The organism is Scytonema sp. PCC 10023 (assembly GCF_963920835.1).
Classification (GTDB): Bacteria; Cyanobacteriota; Cyanobacteriia; order Cyanobacteriales; family Nostocaceae; genus Kalymmatonema.
This window is the reverse complement of the sequence record NZ_CAWUDP010000033.1, coordinates 55,707-75,737: the sequence shown is the minus strand read 5'-3', so window position 1 is coordinate 75,737 and position 20,031 is coordinate 55,707. Positions and strand designations below refer to the sequence as shown.

Here is a 20,031-nt window from a genome sequence, read left to right as displayed (position 1 = left end):
GCAAAACCTAAAATTTTGGGTTTTGGACGGTTTTTGGGACAACAGATTCGGTTAGGGGTGATTAAGAAAGAAAACTCATGCTGAATGCTTTATGAAAACTTTGCGCTGGCACAGGGTTATCTTAAAATGGGTATAGGATATGTAAAATTTCGTAAATAAAGCCAGAGTCTGCCCATCCATGACCCCAGCCACCTCCCTTTTTTCCCCAGTGGAAGCCGACCTGCAAATACTAGCAGACAACTTGACACAGCTAGTAGGAAATGGTCACCCTATTCTTTGTGCAGCAGCCGAACACCTATTTGGATCTGGGGGAAAACGCATAAGACCGGCGATCGTCCTCCTGATCTCGCGGGCGACAATGCTCGAACAAGAAATTACGCCCCGTCATCGACGCTTAGCTGAGATTACAGAAATGATTCACACAGCAAGCTTAGTGCATGACGATGTGGTGGATGAATCCGAGATGCGGCGCGGCGTTCCCACAGTTCACAGTTTGTTTGGTAACAGAATAGCGATATTGGCAGGAGATTTTCTCTTTGCTCAATCTTCTTGGTATTTAGCCAATTTGGACAATTTGCAGGTGGTGAAACTGCTGTCGGAGGTAATTATGGATTTGGCGTCTGGGGAGATACAGCAGGGACTGAACCGCTTCGATGCGAGCATCTCGATTGAGACTTACCTCAATAAGAGTTATTACAAAACTGCCTCTTTAATTGCCAATAGCTCTAAAGCAGCCGGGTTACTGAGCGAAGTTTCTCCAGAAACAGCCGAACATTTGTATAGCTACGGGCGTCATCTTGGTTTAGCATACCAAATTATAGATGATATTTTAGATTTCACAGGTTCGGTAGAAATTTTAGGTAAGCCAGCAGGATCGGATTTAAAAAGTGGTAATCTGACCGCGCCAGTTTTATTTGCTTTAGAAGAAAAAAAATACTTGGAAGTTCTGATAGAAAGAGAGTTTGCCCAGGAAGGAGACTTAGAGCAAGCCATATCCTTGATACATGACAGTCAAAGTATTGAGCGGGCAAAAGAGTTAGCCGCTCATCATGCGAAGCTAGCTGTGGAGCATATTACGCATCTCCCACCGTCTGAATCTCGCGCTTGCTTGATTAAGATGGGTGATTACGTCCTCACTAGGCTTTTTTAGGGTAGAAGAACCCGCGATGAAGGATTAAGTAATAATTCTTAATCCCCCATCACCAATGCCTCACAGGTGATTACTTCATGCAATATCCGGAGGAATTTCTTTTTTTACTCTGTTTTGCTGCAACTGCTGTTGTATTAAGTTTTGCAGGTCGGCTCGTCGGACTTCGATTGAGTCGGTATTAGTGCGAGGAGTTTCAAAAAAAACTATACTATCTACGGGTTCCATTGCTACCAATTGGAACAAAATATGAATCACAGGGATGGGTGCAGCTACCAATTGAGGGTCAAGCCCAGCAGATGATCTGAGTGGGACATCCTGTATTGTAGGAAAAGCATAAATTACGCGCTTTTCCAACTGTGGATTCGCGCGATCGCGGCAGGTAGTCAAAACCCAGCTTTGTTCCATGTTTTGGAGAATATAGTACTGGGAATGGCGTAATTTATGAGCGATCGCGCTAAGGACGGGAGCGATTGCTGTCACAAGTTGCGGTATAACACCATCTTGGGGTGCATTGTCGATCAGCAATTGAATTTGTGCTTGTAAATCCATAATGACCTGTAAACTAATGACTGGGTAGGGCAATAACACCATCAAGAGCAAACAATCAAACGAAATTCAGGAATAATAAATTCAGCCTAATCTGAAACACACAATTTAGGCGCGTTTGACTTGTAGGCAAAATCTTGACCCAATACCCACAGTGTTATCAGGTGGTACTTAAGTATGTTAGGGTCTTTCTAAACACTGGACTATGAATTCAACCGCAACCACAACAATTCAGGGAGTAAGTTCTATCGGCGTAGAGGCGATATTTCAACTCCTTTTTAAGGAGCTTCAGCAATCAACCAAAGCTTCGGAGCAAAATTGCCGCGATGTGGCAACACGAATTGCTGCCGAAGTCTATAGAATTTGCAATGAAAGCAAGCGCATCCAAGCAACCGGTGCAGTCGAAAGTTCTGCAATCACCCTAGCCCGGCATCGGTTGCAACAATGTCTCAGGTATTACGAGTTAGGTTCCAATCGAGGCAGAATAGAATTACACAGTACTTTGAGTGCGATTATCTATCGCTACATCAATCCTCCTCAAAGACAATTGAGCTATCAAGGACGGCTCGTCGTCATTGAAGATTTTCTGCAAAGTTTTTACTTAGAAGCATTAAACGCCTGCCGACGGGAGAATCAACTGGGTGCTACTTATAGTCCCAAAACTCTTTTAGAATTAGCAGAATACATGGCATTTACAGAACGTTATGCCAAGCGCCGAATTCCCTTACCAGGGCGTCAACAACAGCTTATTATTCTCCGAGCGCAAACATTCTCCCAACAACAACCGCCGGAAACTTGCGTAGACATAGAACAGGCGGCAGAAGGTAGTGGTAACGAAGCCGATGGCTCTTGGGAAGATCCCGCCGTGCAGCAATTGCGAAGTGCAATGGCAACACAACCAGAGCCAGAACCCCAAGAAGATACCTTACGCTCTGTCGTCGTTACTGAACTGATGAATTATCTGGAAGAGCGGCAACAATCAGACTGTGCTGATTACTTCGCCCTCCGTCTCCAAGATTTATCAGCACAGGAAATTGAATCGATTTTGGGGTTAACTCCTCGCCAGCGAGATTATTTGCAGCAGCGCTTTAAATACCATCTCATCCGGTTTGCCTTATTACATCGCTGGGAGTTGGTTCACGAGTGGTTGGAAGCAGATTTACACACAAATTTGGGCTTGACTCCTCAACAATGGGAAGTGTATACAGCTGGGCTGGACGAGAAACAACGGTCTCTATTACAGTTGAAACAAGAAGGTCATCCGGATGAAAAAATTGCCAAAACTTTAGGGTTATCAATGGCACAATTACAAAAACGGTGGTTTAAAATTCTGGAACAAGCTTGGGAAATTCGTAACTCCTTAGTGTCCGGATCAGGTGCATCTACTCATGAATAGTGACTCAGAATCCTTACAAAACCAGTTACTCGCTTGGTTGCTGGCAGAAGATGCCCAAGCAGGCGAGCCAAACCTGGTTCACTGTGAGGAAAATGAAGGGGTAGAAAATTTTAGTGAAATCGTCGCCGCCCTAAACGGTGGCGCTTTTGAATTAAAATCTATACCCCAAACCTTTCGACTGGGAGAAATTCCAACTGTGCAAGAACGTTTTCAAGCCGTCCTTAAACGTCGGTTACAAAGTCAAATTCAAAATCATCCACCGCTATTTCCTTGGGAAGCACAACTTACAGAATATCCCGAGTGTCTTGACAAGCCATCGATTGAATTAGTTCCGGTTTGGGCTTCAGCGGCACAGCAATCCAAGCTGAATCTGCCGATTCCACTGCCGGAAAGAGTTTTCCAGCAATTACTGGAGAAATGTCAAGCGCTCGTTGCCTCTTCACTGCCGTTAGGGGCAAAACTTGTTGCTGCTGTGGAGAGCTTATTTCCTGAGGATTCTCAGGCACTGAACGACTTAGCCGGATTGGTGCTAAGAAGTCCCTCTCGTTCTGTGGATGCTCTAGAAACAATGCCGAATCTAGAAAGTGAGTACCCAGATTTACAGCCTCCTCAACAGATGGCGCTGTCGTTGTTGGCGGCAAAACAGCTGCTAGAAAATCTGACTCTGCCTATTTCAGCTACCAATCCAGTGGTAGAAAGGCAATGGCTAACGAGTGCAGGTGTTCTTAGCCTTAAGGTAGAATACCAAACTCAAGGTCCAGTGACGAAGCTAAAAGTTCAAAGTGAGTTGCCCTCTAAAGCTATTGTGAAGCTCCAGGGAGATGCCTCGCAAGCGATCGCCGATTCGTCGAGCCCAGGATGCTTAAGTGTAGAATTACACGACACGCAACCGAACCAAACTTATACCCTGGAAGTTGAGTTAAAAGAAATAGACCAAAGACCACTTTTGTTTGTGATTGTTCCCACAATGTAAATAAATCTTGCCATCGCTAGCAATCCACGTTGATAAATGCCATTGATATAAAATGAATATCCTGGTTTGGAAAAATAACCCATTTTTAAACAAGCGGTCATTAGGGCGTCTACAGAAAGCTGCTATGAGGAAGAGACTTGCGAGTTCGGTTTCGCCGACTTGCTTTGTATCTGTGGCGTCCATATCATCGCTTGACTAAAATACCCATAGACTGCTTTCTCCTTTGCGATGTTTAACAAATCCAGGATACGTTGGCGTCTACCTGCAAGTGTTTTCTGGCGGCAAAATATGCAGGATTCGCCGTTAATGGAAGTGGAAAATTCAATTGCCTTGCGGGTGCTCGTGCTAGCGTTGGTCATTGTCCTAATTGTGGCGACGGATACTGGTGCTGAGATTCAATTCAGTCTTTGATCGGTACCGCTTTCAATAGTGGGCGCGATTTGGAGTTACTACCATCGCCACAATTACAATGTCTCGGTTAAGTTCTGTATCGCCATAGGAATGTTAGCAGCACTGGGGGCTTTTTTTGGGCGATTGTTTGGCGAGTTAAATGATACGCGGCTGGCTTTAGCGGAGTTATTAATTCAACTCCAAGTATTTCATAGTTTTGATATGCCTCGCCGCAAAGACTTGAGATACTCAATTGTCATCGGGTTGATTCTGCTGGGTGTTGCCGCTACGCTCAAAGCAAACTTTCGCATTTGCCCCAGTGCTGCTATTATTTTTAGCAATCGCCTTACCAACCCTCGTTCTAGAGTACCGTTCACGCCTCGGCTTGCAGCCATTAAAATTGTTCTCACGCTTTGCTTGGGAACAAAATAAAAATCAAAAATTACCTTCAAATTTTTTTACTTTTTACTTTTTTCTTTTTACCCTGATTGTGGTACGCGGGCTGGAGATTTTTGCTGTTTTGCCCCGGTTTCCTGCATATCAGGTGCGAATGTTTCCAGTAAGTTCTCCGATAAACATTCAAAGAGATTTTACAGGACGCAGGATCATCAATCCCGGTTATGCCCGTCAAGATCATGGCAAAAATCAAGGCAGTGGTGATAGTAGTCGAGGAGAAGGAAACCAAACTGGTGAACCAGGGCTATTGAATGATAATTTTTATTACGGTTTCAATAGCCGGATGAACCAAAACCTCCGAGGTGTGATGAAACCCAAAGTCGTCATGCGAGTGCAAACGCAAGCAAGGCGTCGGTTTCTGGCGGGTGCTGGCGTTTGACCGCTACACCGACCAAGGATGGGAAATTTCACGTAACGAGCAGGTGCAAACCCTCAAGCAAACGCCTTTGCCATATCAAATTTTTCTTATGTTAGCACCTATCTTTGGGAAGAGTCAAGAAATAGTACAAACATACAATGTGGTGTCAGATTTGCCAAACTTGATTCCAGCTTTGGCTGATCCCAAGGAAATTTACTTCCCCACACCGATGATCGCTGTGGATACAGAAGGCTCTTTGCGATTGCAAAGGTGCCAGTGCCCGCGCTCCTTTGCAATCGCCTGTGGAATTATCTGAAGGTCTAACATATACGGTTACTTCGCAAGTACCACGCGATCGTACTTTGTTGGGAAAAGCCTCAACTAAGTATCCAGAGAGTATAGAAAAATATGACTTACAAATCCCACCTGAAATTGCTCAGAAACTCAGGCAACACACTGAAAAAATCTTAGCCAACTACAACACTGAAAGGGTTGGTAACTCACAAAAAACTCTTGATTCAGCGTATGAAAAAGCTCTTTATTTAGCTCAGTAGCTGAAGCAACACTACAGTATTCCCAAAAATCCCTTAGATTTGCCATATTTAGGTGACAAAGAAGATTTGGTAGAAGCTTTCTTGTTCAAGTACAAAGGAGGTTATCGAGACCATTTCTCCACAGCAGTTTTCAATTGGATGTAATACAGATTGTTTGTAGGGGTTGTTGTATGCCCATACGAGTCAAGCGCGACAGTTGAATGATTAGACTATTGAGTATTTTTCCAGTATTTGATGTCAAGTTTTTTGCTTGACTAACCTTTGCTTTACCTATATCTTTGGGTATATTTTCAAGAAAGTTGGCTAATAAATTGCTAAAAAAAGCATTTGTTAGTTAAAAACGAGGACAGGCGTGAATATAAGCGTTGTAACTCCTATTTTTTGTGGATAACATGGAAAATAATTCTTTCAAAGCTTCTCACACCGCGTTGAGCGTCAGTTTTTTATGGACATTCAGTTAATCAACATCGGCTTTGGCAACATCGTGTCTGCCAACCGAGTCGTTGCCATTGTCAGTCCAGAGTCTGCCCCAATTAAGCGGATCATTACCGATGCACGCGATCGCGGTCAGCTGATCGACGCAACTTACGGTCGCCGCACTAGGGCTGTCATTATCACTGATTCCAGTCACGTTATTCTTTCGGCGATTCAACCAGAAACGGTAGCGAATCGCTTTGTCATTACGCGCGATCATCATCAAGCTGTGGATAATTGACTCAACGGTAGGTTGATAGCCCCACTTTTGTTTGCACTATACCAGCAGTACGATGTGAATTAAACTGGTTTTATGTCACCCAGACTACAAAACTTTTTCAGTCACGAGTCATCCGACTCATGGCTAGTAAATAGTATCTACTGATTAATTCACTCCGAAGAGCCCGGATAATGCAAGTTATATCTACCAAAAGTGCTGCTACTACTAAAGAATGCCCGCCTGTGGGCAAGCTGATTATCTTGACAGGTCCCAGTGGAGTTGGCAAAGGCACTTTAATGCGATCGCTTGTGCAGCGTCATCCAGAACTGCATTATTCTGTATCCGTGACAACTCGTTCTCCTCGTCCAGGGGAAATTGACGGCAAAGATTATTACTTCGTAAGCCGTAGAGAGTTTGAACAATTGGTGGCTGCTGGCGAATTACTGGAGTGGGCAGAATTTGCTGGTAACTATTACGGTACACCTCGGGAAGCCGTCATTAACCAAGTTCGCTCTGGCAAGCGCGTTGTGCTGGAAATTGAGCTAAAAGGGGCACGACAAATTCGTGCTTCTTATCCTAGCGCTTTCAGCATTTTCATTTTGCCGCCTTCTATGAGTGAATTAGAGAAACGGATACGTGGTCGTGCCCAAGATTCAGAAGAGGCGATCGCCCGTCGCCTACACCGTGCTGAAGAAGAAATTAGTGCCGCTGATGAATTTGATCTCAAAATTGTGAATGACGATTTTGAAACTGCTCTAAATACAATCGAAGCGGCTATCTTTGGTTGACACTTCTAAAGGAAGACAGCCATGATTATTCTTTGAGAAGGCACTCACTATTTTAGTAGTTATGTTCGTACTAGGTCAGTCTCTAACTTCCTAGACGATACAAACTTTCTCTAGTGTGTAGGTCAAGCCACTATCAAGGCTAGTTTCTTTTGCTTGCAACTTGCTTAGGTTAGCTAAATCCTCTGATTTTCACGCTCAGGCAAAGTTTAGTGCGTCTCCACGTACTATGTCTATTCTACCATCTGACAGAGGTAAAACTCGCTCGTTATTCTCCTGTTAGAGGTCAAACAACAAGTAAAGGACGCCAAGAAAAAGCTATGTCAACGTTTTCTTTGCGTCCTTTATTTTCTATCATCTGTCTTTGGTCTAATAACTCCTAAACTTTGCAGCCATGACCAAAGAAAGTTTCAAGGGTGAAGCAGCGAGGCTGAAATACTCACTCATGACTTCATAACTACTTGCTGCATGCGAAAAAGCCTCCTTAAGGCTTTCCGGCGGCTTTATTAACCAAACAGATTTTGAATTAAACCCCAATTGCTAGTTAAAAAGTAAGCGACTACCGCACCACCAACACCACCAATTAAGAAAGCACTGGCAAACCCGTTCCAACCTTCTTTGGATCTAAAAGCATCTGGAGGGTTGGGTGTGGTGACAGTAACGTGTGGTTGAGGGGGATTGCTATTGCCATATAGAGATAGGCAACCCGTCAGAATGACAACAAAGCTCAAGGTTGCCAGTAATCCAGCTAAGTTAGCATTAGCCGTATCGCGCAGCGGACCCAATTTGGCAAATGGACCAAAAAGCCAATAACCATGAGCCATACCAATTTCTAGCCCTCGTCTGAAAGGTGTATGCCCAGGGCGATAGGCGGGCAAGGCATTTATGTACCACTTGACTAGGGGTGAAGCATTAATTGGTGTTTCCAGATTGCTGCTTTGCGGATTACGCCCTTCTGGAAAGACTACTTCGCGATTTCTCGCGTCACTGGGGCGATTTTTTGATGCATCTACTGCTGTTGCTATATCTGCCATATTTTCTGTTTTCCTCTAGATGGAATTGTGGCATGATTTTCAAATTAATAATAATTGTTACTGGTAGCTAAATTTCATTGTTGCTATTGAAGTTTATAAAAATTAATTTACCTGTTTTATATATTTTAAAATATTTACAACTTAGCATCGTATGTACAGTATGACTCGTTTGAACGCACTGCCTTTACGACTTATTTAAGTAAACTTAAAAGTTATAAGTTTTCAGTCAGGAGTTTGAAACTATGAAATATCAACGATGAATTATCAGTTTATAACTCATCATTCATAATTCATAATTTCTAACTCCTAACTTTTCTTAAGGGTCTATGGTAACGGATGGAAAAGAAGATCTGGGAAGAAGTAGTTAAATACGATCAAAAGAACAGCGGTAAAAATCAAATTGGCAAACAACAAGACTGGTGCCAGGGAAAGATATTGAACGAGATAATTTGGCTGATTTTGTGCCATGAATCATTCTCCTAAATGACTTAGTTCAATGAGAGCATTGTGGATTGTGAATTGTTAGTTGTTAGTTGTTACTTATCAAAAAGTATTACTAACCACTAACTCAGTTCCAATCTTAAAATCCTTACTAGCGTGGGGAAATGGGGATTTCTTCATCCTTGGCTGTTAATTCACCCGACAGCAATTCTCTTAGGGCGGCTACAGGCCAAGTAAAGCCTGACAGCATAATTGGCAGTGCTTTTGGTACCTCAATTTTGACTTCCCTCCATTCGACCTCACCGCCTTGTTTTTTGTTTGTTTGTAGATAGGTACGACCTACCCAACCAATCCAACCAGCAATATAGAGGAACAGAATGCCAGGAATCGTGAAGTCACCAACATGGTTGAGACGACCATCCACGATCAGATGAGGTAAACCTTCTGGACCACATATCGCTTGAGAATAACGCTCAAATCGTTTTTCCCCGGAAGCAGGGTCAAAATTAGTAGCACGGGCAGCTTGTACCCGTTCTTGGAAGGCAGGAGATTCGCTGCAAGGCACAAGACCTGTCCCTGGAACCTGCGCTTGAGCAGGCGGGGCAAAGTTGAACCAAACACAAATCGTTAAAATCAAAGCAAACAAGCGTCGCATGGAATTGTTTCCTTTTATTACGAAACAAAAAATTTTTTGTACAAAACGAGGCGGCTTGTACAATCCTGATTTGCATAACTAGCAAGTCATCATATCTCTTGCCCGTGAACCGAGTAAAGTTGAAGTAAATAAAAGTTAAAGCTTCTCAAACAAATCTTTGGGAACATCGAGCCATGAGTGGTGAGTCTTGAGTCAAAATTTTCTGTTTTTTACCAATTGCAGATTCTTCTGACTCAGAACTTACCACGGCTCACTGAACACTGACTCTATCAAAACTCAGAACTTAGCATTTTTTTAGCAATGGCAACCGTTTTGGCAATTGAAACTAGCTGTGATGAAACCGCCGTGGCAATTGTTAACAATCGTCAAGTTTGTTCTAGTATTATTGCCTCGCAAATTCCAGTCCATCAGCAGTATGGTGGAGTGGTGCCGGAAGTCGCATCCCGCCAGCATCTAGAAATCATAAATGAGGCGATCGCCCAAGCCTTGGAACAAGCACAACTAGACTGGAGCAACATTGATGGTATTGCAGCGACTTGTGCCCCAGGACTAGTTGGGGCGCTGTTGGTCGGCTTAACTGCCGCCAAAACCTTAGCAATGGTACACAACAAGCCATTTTTGGGAGTTCATCACCTCGAAGGTCACATTTACGCAACTTATTTGAGTGAGCCAACGTTAGAGCCTCCTTTCCTTAGCTTACTGGTTTCCGGTGGACACACAAGCTTGATTTACGTCAAAGATTGTGGTAAATACCAGACTTTAGGCGAAACTCGTGATGATGCTGCTGGTGAAGCCTTTGATAAAGTTGCCCGTTTGTTGCATTTGGGCTATCCTGGCGGACCAGCGATTGACAGGCTAGCAAAACAAGGAAATCCCCAAGCCTTTACCTTACCAGAAGGGAAAATCTCCTTACCAGGTGGCGGATATCATCGGTATGATGCCAGTTTTAGTGGGTTAAAGACGGCGGTACTGCGGTTAGTACAGCAGTTTGAAAAAGATGAGCAGTCTTTGCCAACGGCAGATGTAGCGGCTAGTTTTCAGGAAACTGTAGCGCGATCGCTCACCAAAAGGGCGATCGCTTGTGCCCAAGACTACGGTCTTTCCACGATTGCTGTTGGTGGAGGTGTAGCAGCTAACAGTGGTTTAAGACAACAGTTACAACGCACCGCAGAAACTCACAACCTACGCGTGTTATTCCCCCCCCTAAAATTTTGCACCGATAATGCCGCGATGATTGGCGCTGCTGCTGCTGACCATCTCAACAGAGGTCATACCTCTCCTCTCACCCTTAGCGTTCAGTCTAGGCTAGCGTTAACCCAAGTTATGCAGTTGTATCAAGGGTGATCACAGGAATGAGGAGAATATTACTCCCTCATCTCCCTCATCTCCCTCATCTCCCTCATCTCCCCCATCTCCTCTCGTTTGTAGTACTGCACAATCAGAGAGCGGATGTGAGTAGCAACCGCGTCCGGCTGTTCCAACATGGCTAGGTGTCCGCAATCAGAAATTTCGATAACATTGTCACCACAGTAGCCGAAAAGAGGGTGAAAGCTAGCTAAATGCCGTACATACTTGGGTTCCATAACCTTGTCTTCCGCACCAGTAAGGAAATAAACCGGTTGCTTCAGTTGAGAAACAAGTTGAGGCAAGCGGTTTATTTCTTCTTCTGTTGTAGAATCTAGCAGTGCTCCCAAAGCTGCTTCTGGATCTGCAACAACAAAATCAATCACCCGCTGACGCGCCCAATTGCGCTCCAAGGGGCGTGCTACACTCGCTCTGGTAAACAGTAAATCAATCAGAGGCACTTGGCTAAGCCATTTCGGGCGAAGTTGCAAAAACCGTTGACCTGCCGAGCGAAACTGCTCAAACGCTTCTTTAAGATAAATTCCACCACCTGAGTTAATACAAATCACACCTTTGACAGATTCAGGCATTTGGGCAGCGCCCCAAAGAGCGATCGTCCCTCCTAAAGAGTGACCAACCAACCAAGCACTCTTAACGTTTAATTGTTGCAGGAGATCTGCTAGATCGTGAGCATAGGCAGCCGGAGTATAAGGAGAATCAAAGGGATTAACAACCGCACGACTAGATTTATCACTTAAGCTGAAATAAGTTTGTTCTCGACTAAAATCAGTTTTTAACCTAGACTGGGACTCTCCAAAACCTCTTAAATCATAGGAAAGACACTGAAAATCATCTGACAACCGGGAAATCACAGGTTGCCAGTATCCACTGCTATTGAGCCATCCGTGGATAAAAACTAAGGTGTGGGGATAGTCCGTGGGAGCCGTTAGCTCGTATGCGTGTGGAACGCCCAAGATTTCTATGGTTGCCATACTCCTATCGTACCCCGTTCAGGCAGGCAGTAGGGGAAGCAGGAGCAGCTTGACCCAGACCCAGACACGGAGAATTTTCTCTTGGATCTCCCTCATCCCCCTCATCCTCCTCAATACTCGCTTCGCTCTCTATCCTCATCTGCCTCATCTGCCTCATCTGCCTCATCTGCCTCATCTGCCTCATCTGCCTCATCTGCCTCATCTCTTTCATCTCCCTCATCTTCCCAACAACAATTCTCAGGGCTACTGAAAATCTTCGCTCTAAACTTGCCGTGTGGCGAAAGCCTCCGCGATGGGTGCCGGAGGTAAGCTTACTTTCAAATACTTCTGTTTTAGTGAATTTCTCCTTGGCTTTACAACAAAATGCTAAAGTTGAAAGAGATTAGTGTGAAACACACTCTTGCTGACTACTGTCATTCAAAATCCCGCAAAAACACAAAAAACTGTCTGTCTAAGGGGGATAAAAGGTGCGTAGTTCGGTGATCCGTGAATCAGCACTCTTCTCAGTAGTAACCAATTCAGTTATAGTACCCGAACCGCGTTGGCATGGGTTTTTGGAAAACTTGGTTTAGTACATCAGAAGCTACCTCAACAACCAGAACAACACCCTTAGAAGAGTATGCAGTGGAAACTGTTGGTAACTCAAGCTCTAATAGTGTTGGCGAAGTTCATCAGCAGGAAACTCGCATAGTTTTTAGTACGGAGCGAGATATCGACCTGTATGAACTAGAGGAACTATGTGATTCAGTCGGTTGGTCGCGTCGTCCTCTGCGAAAAGTGAAAAAAGCTATTGAGCATAGTTTTCTCGTAGCCTCTATGTGGCAAGTGCGAGGAAACAAAAGGCGACTTATTGGTTTTGCCCGTGCGACGTCAGATCATGCCTTTAATGCCACAATTTGGGACGTGGTAGTTCATCCGGAATTTCAAGGTAAAGGACTGGGTAAGGCTCTCATGAAATATGTACTCAAAAAGCTTAGGAGTGAAGAAATTAGCAATGTTACTCTTTTTGCTGATCCCCATGTTGTAGACTTCTACCGGACTTTGGGTTTCATGTCCGACCCAGAAGGCATCAAAGGTATGTTTTGGTATCCTCATTAATTTTTAAATGAACACAGTAGCTTTTCCCACAAACTCAGCTAAGATTTTAAGGTTTCAGTATTAAGACGCTGTTTGCCATAGAGCGAAAAGCGGTAATTCCTTATAAGAAGGTAGGCTGAAAACCCCTTGGCAATAGCTGCGGGGATGAAGGCCACAACCTAGGCTAAAGCCTACAGTCAATTGACAAAAACGTACGAATGAGCAAAAATGAAAAGTACGATTAAATATAAGCAAGTAACGGAACAGATGTGAAAGACAGTAACATCACGTATGCAAAGCTAACGCTTTAGCACTTGCGAAACTTTAATTGTAGGACGAACATCTAAAAAGACAAAAAACTAGGGAAGGGCATTCCCGAAGTAACGCTACAGGAGTTGAAACCTCTACTCTAGCTGGTGCAAACCTGTTAGTAGCAAGTTTTGACGATGAATGTAGAATCCCCTGGCTTTACGAACAAATCAGCGATAGCAAAATTTGTTCAGCTAGGGGAGTGTCAATTGCATCACTTCCAATTACAACAAACAAGTGGTTGTGACTTGCTTGCAGTAGGTGAGAATATGCTACACAAAGCTTGACAAAGCAGGGTGTTGGCAAAAAGTAAAAAGCGTGGTACGATTACAAAGCTAATCCAAAAAGTTACACAAGTAAGTCAAACCAAAGACTATTAGTGTAATGAGCAAGCACTATTAGTGTAAGAAAAAAGTGAACGTTAGTTAACTTCTGTAATCGGGATGTAGCGCAGCTTGGTAGCGCGCCTGCTTTGGGAGCAGGATGCCGCAGGTTCAAATCCTGTCATCCCGATATATAAATATTAATGAATAAATCCTAGACCAATTTACTGGTCTAGGTTTTTTTACATCATAATATTATATAGCTGGTTAGATACTTACCAGAAATACACGTAGGGTGGGCAATGCTCACCAAAACCCAGATATAACCTAGATATAATAGGCATTGCCCACCCTACAAATACTTAAATTTTTTTAAAATAAAACCGGATTGCTATATAGCTGGTAAATATCTAACCAGCCCTTCTCGTGTCCCAGACGCTGGGCACACAGGACACGTGCGCAGAACTTATGAATATGAGTTTGGATGTCGCTGAGCGCAAAGCATACCTCCACGGCATAGCAAGCACGCAGTCGCTTCTGTCGGGCATCTACAAATTCTGTCATCTCAATTTGGTAATGTAAATTACCAAAGAATACACATATAAAAGAATATAGTTTTTTTTGCACATATTATCAAAAAATCAAATAAAAAGTCCACATTTGCCTGTTTTTAGACTGTTAGTTTGATTTGTAAGTGTATGGACACATAAATTGCATGTTTTCCCGCAAGCTGTAATGATGCTGCATTGTGCTTTTATTATTCTCTATTAGCCAAAGTTATTTTTAAGGAGTGAGTTACCGCAAAAGTGCAAAAATCTGTAAATCCTGAAACATTTTGCAGCAGCCGTAGCAGGAACGAATTAATATTTCTTGTCGTCAACTATAGGTGAGAAAGCCAATAAAATGGCAGATGATGCCTTAGGTAAAGAGAAGATTTCTCGCCGATCTTGTTAAGATACAGCAGGCATCTACACTTTGAGTGCAATTTTTACTAAGGCGAAATTGAAACACCAAAAACAGCACAGTCAATTGGTAAAGAAGGTACTATAACTAAGACTAGTTGGTGCTGTGCAAATCCAACTATTTGTCAGACTTGATTTTAGATGTATTGATGCGAGGAGAAATCATGAATTCATTAGTTCGCTGGGGCACAACATTGAGTTTAGTTGGGAGTACTCTGCTGGCAACGGTTTTTAGCGGGAATGCTCCAGTGCTCGCATTGACAGAACAACAAATTAAAGAAAAATTAGACCCAGTACCAGTGTTTTTGATTACTAACAACCAAGGTGTACCTCTAACTCGTACTGTCAATGCCCAAAATGGACAAAACGGACAAAACGCGCAGAAGAAGCAAGCCACAGTGACAGATGTTTTCATGAGTGGACAGGACGCTCAGGCTTTTATCACCCAACTGCAGAATGTCCAAGGCAAAGACCCGAAAATGGCAGAAATGTTAAAAAGCCTGCAAGTGACACCTGTACCCTTGGGGATGATTTATCAAAGACTTCGAGAAAATGCTAAGAAACCAGACAACCTCGTGTTTGCTTTTAACCCTGGAAAGCAAGATCTAGACGGGGCGGTAACATTGCTGCGCCAAAGTGGTAAAGAAGTTAAGCAGTTCCCCAGTGTGCCTGTTTTTATCGTTAGATCGCCAGACAAGGGGTATGTATCCGTTAAACGGAAAACTGACAACAAGGAAGTTATTCCTCTGTTTTTAAGTCAAAAAGACGCTCAAGGTTTGTTGAACCAAGTCAAGCAACAAGTTCCCAAGGCTGAGATTCAGGTTGTGGACATAGACGGAGTTATTAAAACTATGCGGGATAAAAATGATCCGTGGCTCAGCCAAGTATCTATAGTCCCATCTACCGAAAGTATGCAGTATGTCATTAGCAAGCGAAATAATGCAAAGCCTAGTGGCTCTGCTCCGAATCAAACCCCCTCTGCCAAACCTTCCGCACCTGCTCCTAAAAAATAATAAATTTATGCCTTAAGATAGAGGCATGAGGGATAAGCAGTCGTTATTAAGTGGTTTGCAACTTTGGCAGTGGCGGAACGCGGCAATTCAATCTGCGATCGCCACTGGAATTTCACCTGCTGAAGTAGATTGGTTACTACAAGAAGTTGCTGGGTTAGACCGATTAGCATTGCGTTTGGAATCATTTAAAGACCGAAGTCAGGTTGCTTTAGAGTTATCTTTAGAAGATTTAGACAAACTCTGGCAGCGGCGATTAAATGAACATTTGCCAGTACAATATGTTGCTGGAGCGACTCCCTGGCGAAACTATAAAATTGCTGTGTCAAACGCGGTTTTGATTCCCAGACCAGAAACAGAGTCCTTGATAGATTTAGCTGTCGCTGCAAGTGTTAGTGGGACAGATCCATCTTTAAAACAAGGACACTGGGCTGACTTGGGAACTGGTAGTGGCGCGATCGCGATTGGACTGGCAGATGTTTTCACGAAAGCAATCATTCACGCTGTTGATTACAGTCACCAGGCGCTTCTGGTTGCAATGGCAAACGCCCAAAATCTAGGTTTTGGGGAGCGCATTCGATTTTATCAAGGTTCTTGGTGGCAACCTCTGGAATCGCTCAAGGGTCAGTTTAGTGGCATGGTGTCTAACCCGCCTTATATCCCCACCAACATCATACCTACCCTACAACTTGAAGTCGTTAACCATGAACCACATCTCGCTTTAGACGGGGGTGCTGATGGTTTGGATTGCATCCGCCATTTAATAGAAATCTCCCCCACCTATTTACGACCCGGTGGGGTGTGGCTGATTGAGATGATGGCAGGACAAGCAGATAGCGTGCAAGAAATGTTGCAAAATCAAGGTAGTTATTGCAACATTCAGATTCACCAAGATTTCGCTGGTATTAAGCGCTTTGCCCTGGCATATAAAAAAAGTACGTAATATAGCGCTTGGATTAGGGATTAGGGATTAGGGATTAGGGATAGTCAACAGTACCAGCCGCAGTGAACAGTACCAGCATGGTACTTGATAACTGAAAACTGGTAACTGATAACTGATAACTGATAACTGATAACTGTCGCCAGTCCCAAGTCCCCAGTCCCCGTTAATATAGGAAAATTTTCTTCCTTTGTCCACTGATAATTAGGTATTCTGAGTTCTGAGTTCTGAATTCTGAGTTCTCTTGATGCAAGTTTCCCTAGACGCCCTTGTGGCTGGTGTACGTGCTGGTCAATTAATAAGTTTTCCCACAGATACTGTTCCCGCACTGGCAGCTTTACCAGAACAAGCAGGCTTAATTTATGCAGCCAAGCAGCGGAGTCGCGATAAACCTTTAATATTAATGGCAGCCAGTGCGGAAGAAATCTGGTCTTTTGTCACGGGCGATGACAATGAGTATGAAATTTGGCACAGAATTGCTAAGAAATATTGGCCAGGAGCGGTGACTTTGGTGTTGCCTGCTTCAGCAAGTGTACCAAAAGCGATGATTTCTATTCCTGATGAAGATTTAGACCTCCAAAAGAGTCAGGCGACTCACTTCATGACAATAGGGATTCGAGTACCTGATTGTAGGATTGCTCAGACAATTTTGACACAAACAGGTCCTCTGGCAACCACCAGTGCCAATTTATCAGGTCAACCCCCCTTACAAACAATGGCAGAGATCTCGGCACAGTTTCCCGATGTTTTGACTCTGGCGGCGACGGAACTTAAAGACGAGATACGAGGAATTGGTGTCCCTTCCACTGTTGTTAAATGGACTGGAAAGAATTGGCAAATTTTACGGCAAGGTGCTATAAATGTAGAGCTTTAAGCCTTGGATTCAGTAGATAAAAGAGTATTTTCTGCATAGGGGCGACTCCCTAGGGAAACTATGCTCTTTGCCGAAACGGGTCTGTTGTCTACTTGAATGGCACTATTTTTAAGGTGCATGAGGCGCTTGTGCATCTTTGCCCTACTTTGAGCAATACTTAGGTAACGCTGCAGGGCATCCAACCTAACTTAACTACGTTTGTTTATACATGGTATGGACTTTGGATGGGAATGAAAGTTCCCGTTTTGTCCTACATCCTTTAGCTTCAGTAGAGGCTTGTTAGGCTTACCGCTTTACTGTTAAGCTAAAACACATTTAGATTGCGTATTTTTGGTTGTGATAAGGGTGTAGGATGTAGTGAATTTATCTAAACCTATACTTTTTATCCCTTAACTAAATGTGCAAACAAGATGTGCAACAGCTTATCAACATATAAAAGGGTGCATCTGGAGGCAGGCAAATCTGAGTTCACCAGACTAAACCTGCTTCAGTAGGCTTGGTTTGTCAGATGGATGCTCCTGAATCATCAAGAGTACTAAGAGTTAGGAACATCGTAGTATTCCGGCTAAGTGCTGTGTGTAAACAATTCCAAAGTTTTCTCTTCAACCTTAAAACTGAGTCAGAAATAGAAGAATTTTTACCTGTAGCTAGAAATTCAGGATTGGAGGACTCTGTTGGAAAGGAGTGAAATGGAAACTCTGGAACTTTGTTTTCTGCCTCTATGGTTTATTAAAAACGTGATTGTTGCCAGATTATGAATTGGAGTCACTGGGTATATTTAGGAGTAGGACTAGCATTAGGGGTGAGTGTGAGTGGGTTATTTGCGCGGCGGGAGGCGTCTTCTAGCTCATCCACAGTCTCATCGGTCGATGAACAACAGGCTACATCGGCACTCCTGCAACAGATCAAGCAAACGCAGCTAGCGTATTTTATGGCACGGGAAATCAGCCAGTTTAAGGCAGGGTTTTTGGCGCGGACGACTCACGTATTGCGATCGCCCTTGAATGGTTTGATTGGTTTGCATCAGTTAATTTTGTCTAACTTATGTGAAAATCCAGAAGAAGAGCGAGAATTTATCGCTCAAGCTCACGAGCGAGCGCTGAAGCTGCTAAAACTGATTGATGAAATTCTTAGCGTTGCCAGAATCGAACATGGTACGAACAAATTAAATATTCAGCCTTTAAAACTAGCGGAACTATTGCAGGAAGTTCATAACTTAACTTATATGTTGGCGGAAAACCGCAATTTTCCCTTCCAACTGATAGCACCAGATCCAGAAATTTATATTTTTGCAGACCCTTTTTGGTTACGACAAGTCTTAGTAAATTTGGTGGAAACTTCCATTGGTCTGATGGAGGAAGGCAGTATCTGTATTTCTGCCAAAGTTTCCCAGACGAGTGATTGCGTTCACATTTGGTTAGATGTGCCAACTGATGCGGCTCCCCAAAGTGAGCCGATAGATTTTATAACATCACAAGAAAAGATGCTTGAGGCTGATGGGAAAAAAGACATTTTCATGCCTGGAATGAAGCTATTACTCAATCAAACTCTTTTGGAAGTCATGGCGGGAAAGTTGGAAATCGTTCCCTTTCCCACCACTGAGGGACAAGCCGACGATGTGAGGAGGCTACAAATATCTATCCCCCGAGTGATTCCTGAAGCTGAATTTCCGCTGGAAGAGAACTAAAGTTCGGTTGATTATATAGCACCATTGTAGTGGTGGAATTAGCTTGGAAACCAATCCTTTCGTAGAACCGCTGCTTGTGAGTAGTCATTAAGTAGATACGCTCAACGCGGTTCATACGGGGATGGCTCAAAACGGTTTCCACCAACTTGCTTCCCAGTCCAACACCACGGAACTCTGGATCGATGGCAACATCCCAAATAGTAGCGCGGTAGATGCCATCGGAAGTTGCTCTGGCAAAGCCAATCAGCCGTTCTCCATCCCAAACGGTAATCACAGGGTCACTGTTGGCAATGGCTATGCCCAAATCTTCGATGCTGCGACCTTTTGCCCAAAAAGCAGAAACGTTTAATAGCTGCTGGATCTGATAAAGATCGATTTCAGACTTGCGATCGCTAAATCGAATTTGAGTATGACTATCATTCATGGATTTTACCGAATTGCACGAGTATATTCGCTATCCTGAATCCGATTTTGCAAGATAGCGGTTGAATTGTATCAATGATAAACTTTAAAAAAATTAATACTTTAATTTAACTGCAAACCCATCTCCATAAAGGATGACTTGGTCCTTGCTGACGTATCCGACAAATCTGTTGTTCTAGGCGTTGCTTTTCCTGCTGTGGTAGTCCTAGTAGCGCATTCCGACTTTGCCAAATAAGAACAGCAAGGGTGATACCCAGACAAAAATATAGACCAAAAGTAGCCAAGGGATGATAGTATAGCCCGTATCGCACAGCTACCCAGGTAAAGTATTGTCGCCACAGTGCAATTTCAGAACGTAAATCCCACACACAAACAGGCACAACAGTTAGCCACAAAAAACCGACAAACAACCACCTGGTATATACCTGTAGCTGGTGCAGCTTTTGTACTTGTTTAGCAAAAGACGGATCGCTTTCGTCAGGATACCAGCTATTTGGTGATGGTTGTTCTCGTTGAGCCATAAGTGGGTAGGAGATGGAGGGGGGAGATGGGGCAATGGGATAAAGAGCGTATCCCTCACGGGACGCTTTGCGACGAGCGCGAGTATTGGGGAAAAAATGAAGTATTTATTATTCTTAACTCCTAACTCCTAACTCAT

Annotated in this window: 20 protein-coding genes, 1 tRNA gene and 1 pseudogene; 15 read left to right on the top strand and 7 right to left on the bottom strand. The window is 43.6% G+C overall.

Annotation, left to right across the window (positions count from 1 at the left end; genetic code table 11):
- The first annotated feature begins 178 nt into the window (after positions 1 to 178).
- Positions 179 to 1,150 (top strand): solanesyl diphosphate synthase, encoded by a 972-nt coding sequence (gene sds / locus ACM0OZ_RS20700; RefSeq protein WP_414584692.1) that lies wholly within the window; start codon positions 179 to 181, stop codon positions 1,148 to 1,150.
- A 75-nt stretch (positions 1,151 to 1,225) separates the two neighbouring features.
- Here sds and ACM0OZ_RS20695 read toward each other — a convergent pair whose 3' ends face one another.
- A complete protein-coding gene (locus ACM0OZ_RS20695; RefSeq protein ID WP_414584716.1) occupies positions 1,226 to 1,699 on the bottom strand; it encodes a hypothetical protein in 474 nt (157 codons plus the stop codon).
- 202 nt (positions 1,700 to 1,901) lie between these two features.
- Between ACM0OZ_RS20695 and hetZ the strand changes: the two genes are divergently transcribed.
- From hetZ to gmk, 5 genes and pseudogenes are all read left to right on the top strand, one after another.
- Positions 1,902 to 3,092 carry a heterocyst differentiation protein HetZ gene (gene hetZ / locus ACM0OZ_RS20690; RefSeq protein WP_414584691.1) on the top strand — a complete coding sequence of 397 codons (1,191 nt, stop codon included), beginning with the start codon at positions 1,902 to 1,904 and terminating at the stop codon, positions 3,090 to 3,092.
- Positions 3,085 to 4,065, top strand: coding sequence for a PatU (locus ACM0OZ_RS20685; RefSeq protein ID WP_414584690.1), 981 nt, complete (start codon positions 3,085 to 3,087; stop codon positions 4,063 to 4,065). The genes hetZ and ACM0OZ_RS20685 overlap by 8 nt, the downstream gene beginning before the upstream one ends.
- Before the next feature lie 228 nt (positions 4,066 to 4,293).
- A pseudogene (locus tag ACM0OZ_RS20680) lies at positions 4,294 to 5,952 on the top strand (DUF3488 domain-containing protein); the annotation flags it as partial.
- Between the two features lie 316 nt (positions 5,953 to 6,268).
- A complete protein-coding gene (gene remA / locus ACM0OZ_RS20675) occupies positions 6,269 to 6,538 on the top strand; it encodes an extracellular matrix/biofilm regulator RemA (RefSeq protein ID WP_017319267.1) in 270 nt (89 codons plus the stop codon).
- A 170-nt stretch (positions 6,539 to 6,708) separates the two neighbouring features.
- A complete protein-coding gene (gene gmk / locus ACM0OZ_RS20670) occupies positions 6,709 to 7,305 on the top strand; it encodes a guanylate kinase (protein ID WP_414584689.1) in 597 nt (198 codons plus the stop codon).
- 503 nt (positions 7,306 to 7,808) lie between these two features.
- On the opposite strand, the gene ACM0OZ_RS20665 is transcribed toward gmk, so the two are convergent.
- The 3 genes from ACM0OZ_RS20665 to ACM0OZ_RS20655 form a co-directional block, all read right to left on the bottom strand.
- Positions 7,809 to 8,327: a photosystem I reaction center subunit XI gene (locus ACM0OZ_RS20665; protein ID WP_414584715.1), complete on the bottom strand. Its 519-nt coding sequence runs from the start codon at positions 8,325 to 8,327 to the stop codon at positions 7,809 to 7,811.
- Between the two features lie 333 nt (positions 8,328 to 8,660).
- Positions 8,661 to 8,804 (bottom strand): Photosystem I reaction center subunit IX, encoded by a 144-nt coding sequence (locus ACM0OZ_RS20660; RefSeq protein ID WP_073633836.1) that lies wholly within the window; start codon positions 8,802 to 8,804, stop codon positions 8,661 to 8,663.
- A 124-nt stretch (positions 8,805 to 8,928) separates the two neighbouring features.
- Positions 8,929 to 9,432: a Photosystem I reaction center subunit III gene (locus ACM0OZ_RS20655; protein ID WP_414584688.1), complete on the bottom strand. Its 504-nt coding sequence runs from the start codon at positions 9,430 to 9,432 to the stop codon at positions 8,929 to 8,931.
- Between the two features lie 300 nt (positions 9,433 to 9,732).
- On the opposite strand from ACM0OZ_RS20655, the gene tsaD reads away from it, so the two are divergent.
- On the top strand, positions 9,733 to 10,776 hold the full coding sequence (tsaD, locus tag ACM0OZ_RS20650) for a tRNA (adenosine(37)-N6)-threonylcarbamoyltransferase complex transferase subunit TsaD (RefSeq protein WP_414584687.1): 1,044 nt from the start codon (positions 9,733 to 9,735) through the stop codon (positions 10,774 to 10,776).
- A 20-nt stretch (positions 10,777 to 10,796) separates the two neighbouring features.
- Here the strand turns inward: tsaD and ACM0OZ_RS20645 are convergent, their stop codons facing one another.
- Positions 10,797 to 11,768, bottom strand: coding sequence for an alpha/beta fold hydrolase (locus ACM0OZ_RS20645; protein ID WP_414584686.1), 972 nt, complete (start codon positions 11,766 to 11,768; stop codon positions 10,797 to 10,799).
- Between the two features lie 81 nt (positions 11,769 to 11,849).
- Between ACM0OZ_RS20645 and ACM0OZ_RS20640 the strand changes: the two genes are divergently transcribed.
- The 8 genes from ACM0OZ_RS20640 (at position 11,850) to ACM0OZ_RS20605 (ending at position 18,950) form a co-directional block, all read left to right on the top strand.
- The gene (locus tag ACM0OZ_RS20640) at positions 11,850 to 12,077 is read left to right on the top strand and encodes a hypothetical protein (RefSeq protein ID WP_414584685.1); all 228 of its coding nucleotides are present in this window, start codon (positions 11,850 to 11,852) and stop codon (positions 12,075 to 12,077) included.
- Positions 12,078 to 12,314: 237 nt separating this feature from the next.
- Positions 12,315 to 12,866, top strand: coding sequence for a GNAT family N-acetyltransferase (locus ACM0OZ_RS20635; RefSeq protein ID WP_041041052.1), 552 nt, complete (start codon positions 12,315 to 12,317; stop codon positions 12,864 to 12,866).
- A 425-nt stretch (positions 12,867 to 13,291) separates the two neighbouring features.
- Positions 13,292 to 13,441, top strand: a complete 150-nt coding sequence (locus tag ACM0OZ_RS20630; protein ID WP_414584683.1) for a hypothetical protein — start codon at positions 13,292 to 13,294, stop codon at positions 13,439 to 13,441.
- 152 nt (positions 13,442 to 13,593) lie between these two features.
- Positions 13,594 to 13,667, top strand: a tRNA-Pro gene (locus ACM0OZ_RS20625).
- Between the two features lie 936 nt (positions 13,668 to 14,603).
- Positions 14,604 to 15,452 carry a Tic22 family protein gene (locus tag ACM0OZ_RS20620; RefSeq protein WP_414584682.1) on the top strand — a complete coding sequence of 283 codons (849 nt, stop codon included), beginning with the start codon at positions 14,604 to 14,606 and terminating at the stop codon, positions 15,450 to 15,452.
- Positions 15,453 to 15,477: 25 nt separating this feature from the next.
- Positions 15,478 to 16,392 (top strand): peptide chain release factor N(5)-glutamine methyltransferase, encoded by a 915-nt coding sequence (gene prmC, locus ACM0OZ_RS20615; RefSeq protein ID WP_414584681.1) that lies wholly within the window; start codon positions 15,478 to 15,480, stop codon positions 16,390 to 16,392.
- A gap of 241 nt (positions 16,393 to 16,633) precedes the next feature.
- The gene (locus ACM0OZ_RS20610; RefSeq protein ID WP_414584680.1) at positions 16,634 to 17,263 is read left to right on the top strand and encodes an L-threonylcarbamoyladenylate synthase; all 630 of its coding nucleotides are present in this window, start codon (positions 16,634 to 16,636) and stop codon (positions 17,261 to 17,263) included.
- 754 nt (positions 17,264 to 18,017) lie between these two features.
- Entirely contained in the window at positions 18,018 to 18,950 is a 933-nt protein-coding gene (locus tag ACM0OZ_RS20605; protein ID WP_414584679.1) for a sensor histidine kinase, read from the top strand.
- On the opposite strand, the gene ACM0OZ_RS20600 is transcribed toward ACM0OZ_RS20605, so the two are convergent.
- Positions 18,901 to 19,374 (bottom strand): GNAT family N-acetyltransferase, encoded by a 474-nt coding sequence (locus ACM0OZ_RS20600; RefSeq protein WP_414584678.1) that lies wholly within the window; start codon positions 19,372 to 19,374, stop codon positions 18,901 to 18,903. The genes ACM0OZ_RS20605 and ACM0OZ_RS20600 overlap by 50 nt on opposite strands.
- Before the next feature lie 106 nt (positions 19,375 to 19,480).
- Entirely contained in the window at positions 19,481 to 19,894 is a 414-nt protein-coding gene (locus tag ACM0OZ_RS20595; RefSeq protein ID WP_414584677.1) for a hypothetical protein, read from the bottom strand.
- Between the last annotated feature and the right edge of the window lie 137 nt (positions 19,895 to 20,031).

Excerpts from the sequence above, each read along its gene's own strand:
- sds (WP_414584692.1), top strand. The coding sequence starts at position 179 with ATGACCCCAGCCACCTCCCTTTTTTCCCCAGTGGAAGCCGACCTGCAA.
- ACM0OZ_RS20695 (WP_414584716.1), bottom strand. The coding sequence starts at position 1,699 with ATGGATTTACAAGCACAAATTCAATTGCTGATCGACAATGCACCCCAA.
- hetZ (WP_414584691.1), top strand. The coding sequence starts at position 1,902 with ATGAATTCAACCGCAACCACAACAATTCAGGGAGTAAGTTCTATCGGC.
- ACM0OZ_RS20685 (WP_414584690.1), top strand. The coding sequence starts at position 3,085 with ATGAATAGTGACTCAGAATCCTTACAAAACCAGTTACTCGCTTGGTTG.
- remA (WP_017319267.1), top strand. The coding sequence starts at position 6,269 with ATGGACATTCAGTTAATCAACATCGGCTTTGGCAACATCGTGTCTGCC.
- gmk (WP_414584689.1), top strand. The coding sequence starts at position 6,709 with ATGCAAGTTATATCTACCAAAAGTGCTGCTACTACTAAAGAATGCCCG.
- ACM0OZ_RS20660 (WP_073633836.1), bottom strand. The coding sequence starts at position 8,804 with ATGGCACAAAATCAGCCAAATTATCTCGTTCAATATCTTTCCCTGGCA.
- ACM0OZ_RS20655 (WP_414584688.1), bottom strand. The coding sequence starts at position 9,432 with ATGCGACGCTTGTTTGCTTTGATTTTAACGATTTGTGTTTGGTTCAAC.
- tsaD (WP_414584687.1), top strand. The coding sequence starts at position 9,733 with ATGGCAACCGTTTTGGCAATTGAAACTAGCTGTGATGAAACCGCCGTG.
- ACM0OZ_RS20645 (WP_414584686.1), bottom strand. The coding sequence starts at position 11,768 with ATGGCAACCATAGAAATCTTGGGCGTTCCACACGCATACGAGCTAACG.
- ACM0OZ_RS20635 (WP_041041052.1), top strand. The coding sequence starts at position 12,315 with ATGGGTTTTTGGAAAACTTGGTTTAGTACATCAGAAGCTACCTCAACA.
- ACM0OZ_RS20630 (WP_414584683.1), top strand. The coding sequence starts at position 13,292 with ATGAATGTAGAATCCCCTGGCTTTACGAACAAATCAGCGATAGCAAAA.
- ACM0OZ_RS20620 (WP_414584682.1), top strand. The coding sequence starts at position 14,604 with ATGAATTCATTAGTTCGCTGGGGCACAACATTGAGTTTAGTTGGGAGT.
- prmC (WP_414584681.1), top strand. The coding sequence starts at position 15,478 with ATGAGGGATAAGCAGTCGTTATTAAGTGGTTTGCAACTTTGGCAGTGG.
- ACM0OZ_RS20605 (WP_414584679.1), top strand. The coding sequence starts at position 18,018 with ATGAATTGGAGTCACTGGGTATATTTAGGAGTAGGACTAGCATTAGGG.
- ACM0OZ_RS20600 (WP_414584678.1), bottom strand. The coding sequence starts at position 19,374 with ATGAATGATAGTCATACTCAAATTCGATTTAGCGATCGCAAGTCTGAA.
- ACM0OZ_RS20595 (WP_414584677.1), bottom strand. The coding sequence starts at position 19,894 with ATGGCTCAACGAGAACAACCATCACCAAATAGCTGGTATCCTGACGAA.